Annotated in this window: 12 protein-coding genes; 6 read left to right on the plus strand and 6 right to left on the minus strand. The window is 62.6% G+C overall.

Going from position 1 to position 14,161, the window contains the following annotated elements:
- Positions 1 to 378: 378 nt before the first annotated feature.
- Positions 379 to 1,977, minus strand: a complete 1,599-nt coding sequence (locus tag AB7531_RS11275) for a DcaP family trimeric outer membrane transporter (RefSeq protein ID WP_063981785.1) — start codon at positions 1,975 to 1,977, stop codon at positions 379 to 381.
- Positions 1,978 to 2,526: 549 nt separating this feature from the next.
- Here AB7531_RS11275 and AB7531_RS11280 point away from each other — a divergent pair.
- Together AB7531_RS11280 and AB7531_RS11285 are read left to right on the plus strand one after the other, a co-directional pair.
- On the plus strand, positions 2,527 to 3,744 hold the full coding sequence (locus AB7531_RS11280; RefSeq protein ID WP_231142851.1) for a sensor histidine kinase: 1,218 nt from the start codon (positions 2,527 to 2,529) through the stop codon (positions 3,742 to 3,744).
- Positions 3,745 to 4,057: 313 nt separating this feature from the next.
- Positions 4,058 to 4,693: a response regulator transcription factor gene (locus tag AB7531_RS11285; protein WP_028152046.1), complete on the plus strand. Its 636-nt coding sequence runs from the start codon at positions 4,058 to 4,060 to the stop codon at positions 4,691 to 4,693.
- A gap of 563 nt (positions 4,694 to 5,256) precedes the next feature.
- On the opposite strand, the gene AB7531_RS11290 is transcribed toward AB7531_RS11285, so the two are convergent.
- The 5 genes from AB7531_RS11290 to AB7531_RS11310 are packed head-to-tail and all read right to left on the minus strand — an operon-like array spanning position 5,257 to position 9,540.
- Positions 5,257 to 5,571 carry a hypothetical protein gene (locus AB7531_RS11290; RefSeq protein ID WP_063981786.1) on the minus strand — a complete coding sequence of 105 codons (315 nt, stop codon included), beginning with the start codon at positions 5,569 to 5,571 and terminating at the stop codon, positions 5,257 to 5,259.
- Positions 5,562 to 6,569 carry a Gfo/Idh/MocA family protein gene (locus tag AB7531_RS11295; protein WP_063981787.1) on the minus strand — a complete coding sequence of 336 codons (1,008 nt, stop codon included), beginning with the start codon at positions 6,567 to 6,569 and terminating at the stop codon, positions 5,562 to 5,564. The genes AB7531_RS11290 and AB7531_RS11295 overlap by 10 nt, the downstream gene beginning before the upstream one ends.
- A complete protein-coding gene (locus AB7531_RS11300; RefSeq protein WP_063981788.1) occupies positions 6,559 to 7,605 on the minus strand; it encodes a Gfo/Idh/MocA family protein in 1,047 nt (348 codons plus the stop codon). The genes AB7531_RS11295 and AB7531_RS11300 overlap by 11 nt, the downstream gene beginning before the upstream one ends.
- Positions 7,606 to 7,615: 10 nt before the next feature.
- Entirely contained in the window at positions 7,616 to 8,764 is a 1,149-nt protein-coding gene (locus tag AB7531_RS11305) for an N-acetylglucosamine-6-phosphate deacetylase (RefSeq protein WP_063981789.1), read from the minus strand.
- Positions 8,761 to 9,540 (minus strand): glucosamine-6-phosphate deaminase, encoded by a 780-nt coding sequence (locus AB7531_RS11310; protein ID WP_231142847.1) that lies wholly within the window; start codon positions 9,538 to 9,540, stop codon positions 8,761 to 8,763. The genes AB7531_RS11305 and AB7531_RS11310 overlap by 4 nt, the downstream gene beginning before the upstream one ends.
- Before the next feature lie 132 nt (positions 9,541 to 9,672).
- Here AB7531_RS11310 and AB7531_RS11315 point away from each other — a divergent pair, with 132 nt between their 5' ends.
- The 4 genes from AB7531_RS11315 (at position 9,673) to AB7531_RS11330 (ending at position 13,965) form a co-directional block, all read left to right on the plus strand.
- Positions 9,673 to 10,710, plus strand: coding sequence for a LacI family DNA-binding transcriptional regulator (locus tag AB7531_RS11315; RefSeq protein WP_063981791.1), 1,038 nt, complete (start codon positions 9,673 to 9,675; stop codon positions 10,708 to 10,710).
- A 113-nt stretch (positions 10,711 to 10,823) separates the two neighbouring features.
- Complete coding sequence (locus AB7531_RS11320) at positions 10,824 to 12,167, plus strand: ABC transporter substrate-binding protein (protein WP_063986179.1); 1,344 nt, start codon at positions 10,824 to 10,826, stop codon at positions 12,165 to 12,167.
- A 65-nt stretch (positions 12,168 to 12,232) separates the two neighbouring features.
- Entirely contained in the window at positions 12,233 to 13,120 is an 888-nt protein-coding gene (locus AB7531_RS11325; RefSeq protein ID WP_063981792.1) for a carbohydrate ABC transporter permease, read from the plus strand.
- A complete protein-coding gene (locus AB7531_RS11330) occupies positions 13,117 to 13,965 on the plus strand; it encodes a carbohydrate ABC transporter permease (RefSeq protein WP_441279955.1) in 849 nt (282 codons plus the stop codon). Before AB7531_RS11325 ends, AB7531_RS11330 begins: the two co-directional genes overlap by 4 nt.
- Positions 13,966 to 14,161 lie beyond the last annotated feature (196 nt).

A 14,161-nucleotide genomic window follows, 5' to 3' on the forward strand; every position in this document is an offset into this window, starting at 1 on the left:
GAGCAGCGCTGGTACCATGATGATCGATGCTATGAGAACAGCGAGGAAGGATCGGACGCCAATGCGCGCTCGAAACCGCTGATCTCGTAATCAACGCGACGACCCCGCTACTCCTCTGACGAAGATGCCAGCGTCATCGCCGCGAGTGCGGCGACGATCTGAAAGGACCATGGGAGACACGGAGGCCTCTCGGGAGAGGATTGCTCATCCTTTCGCGATCTGTCCGTTCATACGCTGCCTTACGAACAATCAATAAGACGCATCAAAATCCGGCTGAATACCGAATGCGCCTAGATTGTTCCGGGGCAATTACCGACCCGAACGAACGTCTGTGTCAGCAAGGCTTCCATGTCTGCCTGCGAAGCAACAAGGCTGTCTTCAGAACCGCACAGTGGCCGAGCCAAGGATGCGATTGGCGGTACCAGAGCCGGTGCTGACCGGGGCTGTTGCTGCGGTGCCGCCGTACACGTCCCGATGGGAGTAGACATATTCAAGACCGACGTCGAGCCATCCGGTCCCGACGCTGTTGCCGCGAAGCTCGGCGAACGGGCTCCAGATCAAATTGACGATCCCCTGCTGCATGGTGCTGTTCAACGACGTCGCCGAGGCAGATCCCGGCACGAACAATTGCGCATAGGACGGATATTGCTGCCATGCGTAGGAGTAGACGAAATTGCTGCGCAATTGCGGTGTCCAGAAGCGGCGGTAGCCTGCGCTCGCGCCATAGGTCGGCAGGGCGTCGAGGCTGGGATCGACAACGCCGGGCAGACCGATGTTGGACAGCGCATCCTGGCCGAAGGTATTGGCGCCGAAATAGCGCCCGATGCCTTGGCCGTAATAGGCCATGCCAACCAGCTCGTCCGGACCGAAAGCTGGTGACAGCCATCGCATTGGGAAGCGACCGCTACCTGCGACACCCCAACCGGCGGTATTGCGCTCGACCGCTGGCGGCGCCGCCGCCGTACCAGCCGTGCGGATGGTGAGATCGCGCAGCAGGCCGCGCAGGTCGAGGCCCAGGCCATCGTTCCGGTATTCGAGCCGGCCGAGTAGATCGGGCACGGAGGCAAATGACGGACTCAATCCACCAAAGCCAGCCGGGGTGCTGATCTGCGTGAATACGCCTGCCGCGGACGTGTACTGCGTATCCGGCATCTCGATCGAAACGTGCCCGGTCAATCCCGGAGCCAATGTCGCGGTCGCCCGAACCTGCGCCTGGCGCACGAATGACTGGTTGAGATTGGTCGAGAAGTTCACGGTTTCATAGACGCCCTCGTTCCACAGGCTGTTCGCCCAGCCGACCAGGACACGAAACTGTTCGCTGCCGACCTCGCCCCAGGCCTGACGGAGCCGAAAGACCGCATTGGGTGAGGCTGCCGTGCCCCCGCCGAAGTCGCCTTCAAAGCGGGTTTCCAGAGTGCCCCAGGCGGTCGCCGTGCGCGTATCCATACCGATGCGGCTGAACCGGGCGGACAATCCGGTATCGCCTCCCTGGATGTCGGCGGGGCTTCCGGAAAGCGGAATGGTTTGCACTGTCGGCGCATCGGACTGATTGCGGCCATTGAAGTCGTGGTAGCCATTGACGTTCGCGAAACCGTAGAATCGCACCTCGGACTGCGAACCCGGGATGCGCAAGGACAAACCCGGGAGATCGGAACGCAGCGCGTCCTCGCCTTCGCCGTCGAACTGACTGCCCATCGGTTCGGGCGGACGCAGGCCCGGAATGGGCGCCGCCGCGGCTTGTGGAGGGACCGCAGCACTCGCAGTCATGCGCGGCTCAGTCGACGCAACCGGAATCGCAGGCGGCTTTTGCCCGGTGGTCGGTGCGACGACGTCACGACGTGCGGTGGCGGCTTGGGACTTCGAATGCTTATCGCGCGTTTCGAGTTCGTCGACGCGATGGCGCAGCGCGCTGATCAGCTTGTCACCTTCTGTTGCGCGGGCTTGCAGCGCATCGAGACGGCGCATCAACTCTTCCATTGAAGGTTTCTGCTCCTGACTGGCGGGTGTCTGCGCCAAAGACGGACCGGTAAATATTGCGATTGATGCAACGCCGCAAAGCGCTCGGAATGTTCGCACGCAAGCCTCCTGTTGGCACGTTCGGGGCACATCGAGTTTTGCGCTTGATTTCAGCGATCGCAAGCCGGCTCCATCGAAGGTCGAAATTTTCGGCGAGATTGTGCCATTTCGGTTGTACCGCAGCGCGGTTGCATCGCGCTCGGTCGGCTCAACATCATCCTGCAGTGCAGAAAGCGATCTCAGGATAGGGACGGGGGCGTGAAATCGAAATGGCTCACAATCCCACCACTGTGCGCTGCATCCCGTATCGTTGCGTCCGCCATATTTGCGTGGCACGAACTGCATAGTCATATGCCGGAATTCATGCCAGTCATGCGAGGTTTTGGTCTTCGGAGAATACAACCTGCTGGCTGAGGGTAAGATCGAGCGTATAATCCGATCTATCCCCTAGGGCGTTTCCTGTAGTCCGGTGATCGATGCTGGGACGACTGGAGAGGGGAGCTTTCGAGATTGAGCGTTGAGTTCGACCTCGAAAACGACCCGGAAAGTTGGGTGCGTACCGTGAAGCCACACAGTTCTCCTGCTTGCGAGCCGGCGCGTCCCTTTATCGACGATCACCTGATTGGCCAGGACGCAATTGGCGATCGCTCATATTGGACACACTCCGAAGAGCTCCTTTTCGCGGTCCGCCCCTCACGTGGCGGGCGCTTCGTGTACGAGGCAATCAATCAGGCCTTCGAGGCTCTCCTTGGAATGTCGCAGCAGGAGGTCCGAGAGCTGGACGTCTTCGAATGTCTTGCCAAGGAAGACGCCGAGCGTCTCTGTGAAATCCTCCAGGCATGTCTTGCGGAAGGAACCGAGGCCAAAATCCAGCACAGTCTGATGCTCGGCGGCTTGCTGCGGGATGTCGAGACAACCGTTGTTCCGATCCTCCATCCCATGGCCGGCAATGCGGCCCGGTTGATTGGCGGTCATCGGTTACTCCACAAGGAGGGGCTCGACTGTGTGACTGAAGAGGCTGCTTTCCTTCACGGGGACGTCAGCCTGATGTCCATCCGCGAGGACATCCACCAGCGGATCGCATCGGAGCTTCATGATTCGACATGCCAGGAGCTGGTTGCCGCCAGTCTTGGTGTGATGCGTGTCCGCACTTGCCTCGATAACCCGCGCGGCGTCGAGCGGCTTTGCGATGATATCGACGCGTCGATCGACGCGGCACTCAAGGAAATCCGCTCTCTGACCTATCTGCTCCATCCCCAAGATCTGACGGACCGGGGACTCAAGGCGACGATCGAGCAGCATGCCTTGGGGTTTGGTGCACGTACGTCGTTGCGGGTGAGCACGAGGATTCCCACCGCCGTCGATCAGCTACCTTACGCGAGCCAGCTCTCGGTGCTGCGGGTCGTTCAGGAGGCGCTCACGAACATATTCCGCCACGCGAAGGCGACGGAGGTCAGAATCGGCGTCGAGGCAATCGAGGGTCACTTCCATCTGACGATCAGCGACAACGGGCGCGGTTTTCCGGTCGATCACACAAAACGTGGCAACGGTGCGATATCGTCCGGTGTCGGCATTCCCGCCATGAGAGCGAGACTTAAGCAGCTTGGGGGCACGTTCGAGATCCGGTCCAATCCTGCACCGCGACACACCGGCACGACGCTGTGCGCGGTGTTCCCGCATGGTCTCATGACCAAAAGGCGCAGCCGGCGCGCGTCACTGAAATCATAAGCCAGCGTGTGCACGGAATGACGGAGATCAGGGACCCCGAGGGCAGGCAGTCTCTGTCCGTCGGTTCCCGGAGTTCCCTCCACGAAATGAAGGCTGATCGACGATGATCGTGTAGCGGTCCGATTTGGGCTGCGCGCGGGCAAGACCCGTCGATGTCTGATTGGAAACGCCGATGTTTGGTACATCCGCCCGGAGATATCAGGGTTTTGCAGGATAACCCATTGAAGGATAATCGGTAGATTGGCACACTTGACTGCTGGAAATCTCCATCCATTGCCCGACAGGTTCTGGGCCCGCATACGGGAACGACGCCGTGAAACGCATCGTGATTGCGGATGATCATGAAGTCGTACGTTCCGGGCTCCGAGCGATCGTTGAGACCCGCTCAGACTGGATCGTCAGCGGAGAGGCGACCAACGGCGAGCAGGCTGTGGCCGTGGCGGTGGAGACGCGTCCGGACGTCGTGATAGCCGACTATTCGATGCCGCTGATGAACGGACTTGAGGTCAGCCGCCGCCTCAAGTCGATGCACCTGCGCACCGAAGTATTGATCCTGACGATGCACGAGAATGAGGAATTGCTGACTGAAGCCATCCTGGCTGGCGTTCGCGGCTTCCTGTTCAAATCGGACGCCAGTAGGCACCTGATCTTCGCGATCGAGGCCTTGCTCGATGGCAGACCTTACTTCACGGGCGTTCTGTTGGAGAAGTTGCTCCACGAATACCAGGCCGGCAAGCAAAATACGTCCGACATGCTGCTCACCGCGCGCGAGCAGGGCGTTGTCCAGCTTATTGCAGAGGGACACACCAACAAGTCGATCGGCGTCATCCTGAAGCTGAGCGTAAAGACCGTCGAGACCCACCGCGCGTCAGCGATGCGCAAGCTCAGAATGTCATCGACGGCCGAGCTCGTCCGCTACGCCGTTCGCAGGAAGCTCGTCAATCCTTGATGGAGCTTTCAATGCGAGTCGCCGCCTCGCTAGCGATCAGCGACAACGCGTTCTCCCGTTGGAAACGCCGCGATTTTCGCTGGAGCGACAGCGGTGCTGTCAAGGTCCGGACTTGGGCAGACCCGCTCCAGGAGCATCCGGGCATTTCCTTCCAGCGGCCCGAGACTCGAAAGCACGACGTTGATCTCCCGAATTCGACGATACAACGTCGAGCTCGGCACACCTGGCTGACCGGCAGCGCAATGACGGATTATGATCGTCCGACGGACGCCCATTTTCAGCCGCATAAGCTTGGGATGCGACCGGCAAGTCATTGAAACCGCGGCCGACTCTTAATCAGCGGGTCCCAGGTTCGAGCCCTGGTGCGCCCACCAAGCTTTTCAATAGCTTAGGGGTTTGTTACGATCGTCATTCCGACAGACGCGCCGTGGCTATTCCGACAAACCGGCTGTCTTTGTTCTTTCTTCTCGCCGTTTCTTCGTGCCGGAAATTAGCTGTTTCCGTGTGCGCTTTGCCTAGGTCGGCAACTGCCGCGACGGGCGATGGCGGCCGGCGGCTTGAGTTCAGCGTCCGTCAGATCGCTGTCGGCTCCCTCGGTAAAAGCCGCCGTGGCGGAATGATGTAAAGGACAGCTCTTCACGGAGATCGACTGCACGGACGATCTTTTTCACGACCCCGCGCAGGTAGCGAAGATCCTGCTTGGCTGTGATCCAGGGCAGCAGGGTAGGTGACCTCCGGTGCGAATGGTCGCGTCGAAAGACCAAGCCGCACACGGTCGTCTGCTTGATTTCGTCGAGCTCGGCCATCAGCTCCGGGAATAAGGTCTCGCCAGTCTCATCGAACACTGCGAGCAGCAGCTCGCCATTGGTTAACCCCATCGCATGGGTTTTCCGCCGTTGGCCGCGCTCTCCTGAGCAAGTATTGCGATACGCGTGGCGCGCAGGGCCTCGTTTGCCGCAATCTGCAAGGTCTCGCCGCGGGCGAGATGATCAAAGACGAAGCTGGCGGGCGAGGCGCCCACGGGCAGGTCGATTTCGCGCCGGGGTCTCGTCGCCGTCTCGACGAGCAGTCGATTTTCCGCGAACAGAACGTCAGCACGACCCTTTGTCCCGGAGATCCGCATGGCGTAGTCGCCGTGCCGTGGCGATGCTTCGGGCTGGATCCAGTCAACTTCGATCGCGAATTCCGGTCCGCCATCGCAGGCGAGAATAGCACGCCCCAGCGCGGGAAAGTTCGTCGTGCCGGCAGCCGGGGTCGACGAAATCCAGCCGCTGATCGTGCCGCTGGTGTATCCCGTCAACCAAAGGGCCAGATCAATATCGTAGACCGTGAGGTCAGCGAGGATGCCGCCATAAGTTGATGGTTCGAACATCCACGCTGGACGTCGGCTTGGGACCAGCTTGTGCGGCCCGGTTGCAGTGATGGATACAATGTCCCCAAGTTGGCCGCTGTCGATCACGGATCGGAGTGCGAGCGTGACCGGATAAAACCGCTTCTCGAGCAGAAGAGTGAGCAAATTGCGCCCGGCGAGCGTCTCCTCGATAAGCGCAAGCTGGGCCAGGGTCACAGCCATGGGCTTGTCGGCGATCGCGAAGATGCCGCGGCGTAAAAGTTCGACGACGATTGGAGCGCGAAGACCGAATTCGGTGAAGACTGCTGCGGCCCGAACCCGATGCGCATCCAGAAGCGCATTCGGGTCGGCGTAGCCGGGCGTCTTCGTACGTCGTTCGAGCTCGGTGCGCCGCGCTGGGTCATGATCGGCGACGGCCACGACCCTGACGTCGGTTCTGACAGCGATCTCTGACAGCACGTATTCGACATGCGGGTGGGCTGCGCCGATGATGGCGATGTCGAGCATCTCGGAGCTAGCTGGCATGAATGGCCTCCGCTGCGATCTCATTGGGGCTGACGGCGCGACCTTCGGCAGCTGAGCGATAGATGGCGTCAACCAGTCTCGCAGCTTCGAATCCATCCCTGAACGTGCTCGCAGGCGGCCGTTGCTCCCGGACGGCGCGAACGAAGTCGCGCCATTGGGCGATATGTCCGCCGATCCCGATGGCCTTGGGATCGCTGGCGGCACTGCCAACCCCGGCCGCACTTGGCGGCTCCGCAATGCCGGGAAAATCCCAGCGCACGATGCTGTCGTTTGCGAGCTCGCAACTGCCGCGGTCCGTGAACAATCGAAGCATGGCCGGCCGTCCCGGAGGCAGCGCCGTACTCGTCACGATCACGCCGAGCGCGCCGGATGCGAAAGACAGCAGCGCCGCCGTCGTGTCCTCGACGGCGTGTGCGTGTCCGAGCGTCGTCGTCTTGCCTTGAACGCTATCGACGGCTCCGAACAGCCAGAGCATCAGGTCGAGATTGTGAACACCCTGATTGAACACCGAGCCGCCGCCATGCTCCGCTTCGCTGCGCCACGGCTTCTCCGCATAGTAGGCGTCGGAGCGGTACCAATGGATCGCCGCCTCGATCAGGCGCGGCTGTCCAAGATGACCCGCGTCGAGCAGAGCCTTGATCGCCTGGTGCTGCGGTTCGAGACGGCGCTGCGAAACCACACCGCACGTCAGTTGCGAGCGCTCGGCGGCGCGGACCAGGGACGCAGCCTCGGCCGGATCGACGCAGAGCGGCTTCTCGACCAGCACGTGCCGCCCCGCCTCGATCGCAGCAAGCGCGACGTCATGATGCGCGCCGCTCGGGGTGCAGACCACGACCGCGTCGATCCCGGCATTCGCCAGCATCGCCTCGGTGGTCGCGAATGCCGGAACGTCCTCGCCATTCATGCACGCAGCAATCTGCTCAGGCGTGCCGCCGGCGATCGCGGACAAGACGGTCTCGTCGAGCGCCCGTATTGCCCGCGCGTGTGTTTCGCCGATCGCTCCCGGACCGATCAACCCGATGCGAAGCCGGTTCATGTCTCAGTCCTCAAGAGTTGCAACGATAGGGTCGGCCCGCGACATAGACCGTCTCGGGCACGAGAGATTCATCCTCGCCGAGACGGAAGCGCAGCAGATCGGCCGGCGCTCCCACCGTCAGCGCAGGAAGGTTGAACGGGATACGCGGATTGACAGTTGCGAGCCTCAGCGCCTCTGCCAGGGTCAATCCGGCCATGCGTCTTGCCGTGGCTATTCCGAACACGAGGCTGACGGCTGCGCCCGCCAGAAATGATGTGCCGACGACTTCCAGCCGGCCGTTCGCCTTCAACTCGACCTTGCCGCCGATCGGCGCGTCGTAGACTCCGGGTGTGCAACCCGCGAGCGCGGCGGCATCGGACACCAGGATCGCTCGCTCCAGCCCCTTTGCGCGCAGCATGGACTTGAAGGTCTCGGGGGGAAGGTGATGGCCATCGGCGATGAAGCTCGCCCATAGCCTGTCCTCCGCCAGTTGCGACCAGATCGGGTTGGGATGTCGTGGCAGCGTGGCGGCGATGCCATTGCCAAGATGCGTCGACAACATTGCGCCCGCCGCGACGGCGGCGGAGATCTGATCCGGTGCGGCGTTTGTATGGCCGAGGGCAACACGGACGCCGCGCGCATGAAGGCCGCGCACATAGGCGTCCGTTTCCGGCCAATGCGGCGACAACGTCACGAGGCCGACGAGGTTTCCGCAGGCCGCCTGCCACGCATCGAACTCGCCGAGGCTCGGCGGCCTGACATGTTCGGCCGGATGCGCACCGCGCGGACCATCTTCTGGCGCGATGTGCGGGCCTTCAACATGCACGAAGGGCATTGCGTGCTTGAGAAACGGATCGCTATCACGCGCCTGCGCTATGGCGCGCAATGCATCGATGATCGCATTATGCGATGCCGTGATGAGCGTAGGGGCAAAACGCGACACCCCGCTGTTGTGGACGGCCGTGACGAGATCGCGGACCGTCCGGAGATCAGGGCGGCCATTGAGATCGTAGCCTGCAAAGCCGTTCAATTGCAGATCGAACAGGCCGAGCGACAGCCACAGCCCGTCATCGTCACCGCCGGGAACGATGTCCGTGATCCGGCCGTCCTGAATGACGATGGTGCGATTCTGTCCGGTCTCCGGATCGCGGCCCGAAACGCGCGTTGCCGGATCTGTCATGCGCGTACCGGTGTCAGTGAGAGCTGCGGCGGCGTGGAATCCTGGTCGAGATACAGCGCGCAACGTGGGTGCGTGCGGAGCGCGCTCGCCGGGCACTCGGTCCCGATCGGACCATATAGCGATCGTTCGACGGCGGCGCGTTTGGACGCGCCGGGCACGACGCAAAACAGCCGGTCGGCATCCAGGAGCCGGGGAATCGTCAGCGTGATTGCATGTGCCGGAACATCTCCGAGCGTCGGGAAGCACTCATCGTCAACCTGCTGCTGCCGGCACACTGCGTCGAGCTCGACGATCTTGACCGACTTGGTGTCGTGCAGATCGGCGACCGGCGGGTCATTGAAGGCGAGGTGACCGTTCACGCCGATTCCCAGGCAGATGATGTCGATCGGGGCTTCGCCGAGAAGGGCCGCATAGCGTGCTGCTTCCCGCTCCGGATCCGGCTCCTGCCCGATCAGGTGAACCGCGCCGAAAGCGATGCGCGAGAACAAGTGACGCGTCAGCCAAGCCCCGAAGCGCTCCGGCGCATCCGCGGGAAGTCCGAGATATTCGTCCATGTGGAAGGCTGTGACGCGCCGCCAGTCGATATCGCGCTCGCGAGCAAGGGCATCCAGCATCTCCGCCTGGCTCGGTGCCGCCGCGAAGATCATCCGCACGTTGCTCTGCCGTCCGAGGTGGTCGCGGAGCGCCGCAGCGACGTCCGCGGCGGCCGCCCGGCCCATCGCATCCCGCGTCTTAAACGTCGCGATTGAGGGAGTCACCGAAGCCGTCATGCTCATCCATGGTCTGCCGGGCCTGCACTTTACCCTCGAGCGGAGAGAATGTGATGCAACCGGTTGCATGTCAAGCTTGCGCCCCGGGCCCGGCCGGGGCATGTCTAGGTGAAGGCGATGCAGAGGAGGCGGCCTGCGGTGAAACGCGATTCCGATAGCGGCGGGGAGGGACGTCCATCGGTCGTGCCGACGATCAGTCAGGTCGCGAAGGCCTCCGGGGTTTCGCGTGCCACCGTATCGCGCGCCTTCTCGCGGCCGGAGATGCTGACCGAGGAGACCGTCCGGCGCGTCAAGGAAGTCGCGGGCAAGCTCGGTTATGTGCCGAACCAGGTCGCGCGTGCGCTTTCGACCGGACGCCACGGCAACGTCGCGCTCATCGTCTCGGATGTCGCGAACCCGTTCTTTCCACCGCTGATCAGGGCGGCGCAACTGCGCGCCGACCAGGCCGGGCTGTGCGTCTTCCTCGGCAATTCGGACGAGGATCCCGTGCGTGAGGAGTTGCTGGTCGGCCGCTTCATCGGCCAGGTGGAGGGGCTGGTCCTCGCCTCGTCGCGCCTGGACGAGGAGCATATCCGCCGTCATGCGACGCGCCGGCCGCTGGTGCTCATCAATCGCGATATCGAAGGCATTACGCGGGTCCTGATCGACACCGCGCCGGGTGTGGCGGCTGCGATCGCACATCTGGCCGAGCTGGGGCACCGGCACATCGCCTATGTCAGCGGCCCCACGACGTCGTGGTCGAACCAGCAACGGCGCAATGCCGTCCGGCGCGAGGCGGAGAAGCGCGGGCTCAAGGTGATCGCCGTGCCCGCGCGTCCACCCTCCTACGACACCGGCCGGCTGGCGGCCACCCAGATCGTCGCCAGCGGCGTCACCGCGGCGATCGCGTTCGACGACCTTGTCGCTCAAGGCCTGATGGCAGGGTTAGCTGCGCTCGGTGTCGAGGTGCCCAAATCGTTCAGTGTCGTCGGCTGTGACGACGTCCTCGGCGAAACAACCTATCCGCCGCTCACCACCGTGTCGGCGCGCTGCGCCGACGCCGGCGATGTCGCGGTCGGCCTGTTGCTCAGCCAGATGAATGGCGGCGTGTCGGGCGAGATTCGCCACAAGCTGAATTCCCATCTCGTCATTCGCGCCTCGACCGGTCCGGCCCCTTTGAAGCGGCGAGGCCGCTGACGATTTCATCAAGGGCCTTCGAAAGCGGCAACGGATCGCAATTGACACGCAACCGGTTGCATGCGAGCTTTTTCGCAGGATTTGTCCCATTCCGTATTGCGAGAATGACCCTCATGATGAGACCCGTCGGCAGGTTCGGCTACATCACGCGTCCCGAGGACAACATTCGCCCGGCGAATTCGGGGCGTCGGTCATGGATGTCGGCCGCGCTGTCGCTGGCGCTCGCTGTCGCCGTGCCGGCGTTTGCGTCTCCTGCTTCGGCGGAGAAGCTGACCATCTGGAGCGGGTGGCCTGATCTGGCTCCGTTCTACAAGCGCGTCGGCGACCAGCTGAAGAGCAAATACCCGGATCTCGAAATCAGCGTTGAGTCCATTGCGCTACGCGAGCACGAGAAGCGGCTGGCACTGTCGCTTCCATCGGGCGCGGCCGGGGACGTCATCGAGATGGAGGTCGAGGCGGCACGGTATCTCGAGGCCGGCCTCATCCCGGAGCCGCCGGCGTCGATCGTCGATTTCGTCAAAGCCAATTACGACATGACGCGCGTGAAGACCGCCATGTACGAGGGCAAGATCTTCGGTGTGCCGTTATTCCAGGGGCAGGGCGCGCTGTTCTACAACACCGAGATGTTCGCCAGGGCCGGCCTCGACGGTCCGCCCAAGACCATGGCCGACTACACCGCTTATGCGCAGAAGCTCGCGCAGCGCGATGCCTCCGGCGTGCCGACGGTGAGCGGATGGAGCTTGCGTCTCAGCGGCGGCGGCTCGGGCATCGCGGAGAAGTACTGGACCATTCTCTATAATCACGGCGGGACGCTGCTCGAGGAGAAGGGCGGAAAATGGCGCGCCGCCTATGCGAACGCAGCCGGCCGCGCCGCACTCAAGCAGTATCTCGACAACGTCGTGGTCTACCGTACCGTGACGCCCGAGATGAAGGCGGATGCGGAGGCCTTCGAGCTCGGCCAGACCGCGATGTTCATCCGGGAATCCTGGGTGATCGGCGACGTCGCCAAGAAGGCGCCCAATCTCAAATACGCCACGGCTCCACTGCCCAAGGGCACGCTGATGGTCCCGGTCGATCTCTACGTGCCGAACAAGGGACCCAAGAGCCAGATCGCCTGGGATTTCGTGCAAAAGGCCAACGAGCCGGAAAATCTGCTCTGGCTGCTCGAGAACACGGCCTGGGTCCCGAACCGCAAAGGCCTCGACTACTCCGCCGTGCTCAAGAAAATCCCGCAGCTCGACGCCTTCGTCAACACGCCGCCCGGCCACGTCTTCTTCACGGTCCCGGCGATCAGCCCTGCCAGCGAAATCCTCACCCGGCTCGCGGCGCGGCTGGAGAAGGCGTTCACCGACAAATCGCTGGCCGGCAACGACGCCGCGATCGATGCTTTCCTGAAGGCCGCGGCTGAGGAGAGCGACAAGATCCTGGCCCGGGAAGACCTGCTGGCCAAACCCTAGACTCCATCGACAAGGACCCACTCAATCCAGGCGCCGGCGGCTGACCGGCGCTTGCCGGAGGATATATGCGCACCACGCCGAAATGGCTGTTTCCAGTTCTGGCGTTGCTTCCGGTCCTAGGCCTCTATGGCTGTATCCGCGTCTATCCGATCATCGAGACGCTGCGGCTCAGCCTCTTCCAGTGGAATATCATCTCGCGGCGCAAGCCGTTCGTCGGTTTCGCCAACTTCGTCGAGCTGGCGAGCGACCCGCTGTTTCTCGAAGCGATCTTCAACACCACCATCATCGCCTTTAGCGTCGTAGCGATCACCATCCCCGTCGCGCTTGCGCTCGCCGCCTTGATCAACACCCGGCAGGGGCTGCGGCGCAGCGGCGTCTATGAGGCCTCGGTCTTCCTGCCGCACGTCGTCTCGCTGGTTCCGGCCGCGATGGCCTGGAAATGGATTTTCGACGCCCGGCTCGGACCGCTCAACGCCCTGATCGGCCTTGTCGGGATTCCGGCCCAGTCGTGGCTGTTCGACCCTGTCCTGTCGCTGGTGTGCCTGATCGTTCTCTGCTCCTGGCAGGCGATCGGCTATGCCGTCTTGATCTTCCTGGTCGGACTGAAGAACGTCCCGGAGGCGCTCTACGAGGCCGCGCGCCTCGACGGCGCCTCGTCGTTTCAGGCCTTCCGTCACATCGCCGTGCCGCTGCTAAAGCCTGTCATGCTGTACGTGTCGGTCATCACGCTGATCTCGTCCTACAACATCTATGCGCAGGCCTTCGTGCTGGCATCGGATGTCCAGGGTGCGCCGGGGCGTCTCGTCCGAGTCCTCGTCCTCGACATGCTTGAAAACAGCTTTCGTAACTACCGGGTCGGCTACGCTGCTGCCGAAGCCGTCGTACTGCTCGTCATCGTCCTCATTTTGACCAGCGCGCAGTTCAGGCTGTTCCGCGACAGGAGTCGCGCATGAGCGAGCATCCGTCCGTCGTTGGTCAGAACGGTGCCGTCGGCCTCGTGATCGACGCCGTTCTTGGCGTCGTCAGCCTGATGATGCTCCTGCCGCTGGTCTTCCTGATCAGCAACGCGTTCAAGACGCCGCCGGAGCTGCTGGCGTGGCCGCCGACCGTCATCCCGCACCAGCCGACGCTGGAGAACATCGTCAGCGTCCTGCGCGAAACGCCGCTGTTTCGCTGGATCGGCAACTCGCTGATCTTCGCGACACTCTCGACCGCGAGCATCGTCTCCACATCGGCGATCGCAGGTTATGTGCTCGGCAAGTTCGATCTACCGGGGATCCCGGTCATCTTCGGCGTGATCATCGCGACGGCGGTCGTTCCCTTCGAAGTCTACATGATCCCGCTCTATCTCAACGTCCAGTCCGCCGGCCTGTTGAACACCTGGCCCGGGCTCCTAGTCGGCTATCTCATCATGAGTTTCGGCATCTTCCTGGTGCGGCAATATGTGATGACGTCGATCCCTGACGAGCTGCTGGAGGCTGCCCGGGTGGATGGCGCGGGGGAGCTCTGGATCTTCCTGCGGATCGTGCTGCCGCTGATGCGCGGCCCGTTGGGCGCTCTTGCCGTGCTGGCGTTCTTTCAGGCCTGGACTGCCTTCGCGTGGCCGCTCGTCGTCATGACCAACAAGGAAACCTATACGCTCGAGGTTGGGCTCGCCTTGTTTCAGACCGGCTTCACCGTGGACATCGGTCGCCTCAGCGCGGCCGCGGCGCTGGCGCTGGTTCCGAGCGCACTGTTCTTCTCGCTGATGCGTCGAAATTTCGTACGTGGCGTGGCCTCCAGCGGCTTGAAGGAGTGACGCCATGGCAGCATCGGAATAGGCGTAGATTTTCCTAGCAAATCATCCGTCTCTTAATCGGCGGCTCTGTCGGAGCATCTCTAACCGATGAGTGGGCGACGACTACATTCGCCATCATCCAAGTCGGTCTAGCGCCATCAAGCTGATTTGCGATGTGCGAACTTGAACGAAAAGTGCACGTATCTGGTACGGTAGT

Origin of the sequence: Bradyrhizobium sp. 63_E2_N1_3, assembly GCF_052076005.1 — a bacterium.
Lineage (GTDB): Bacteria > Pseudomonadota > Alphaproteobacteria > Rhizobiales > Xanthobacteraceae > Bradyrhizobium > Bradyrhizobium barranii.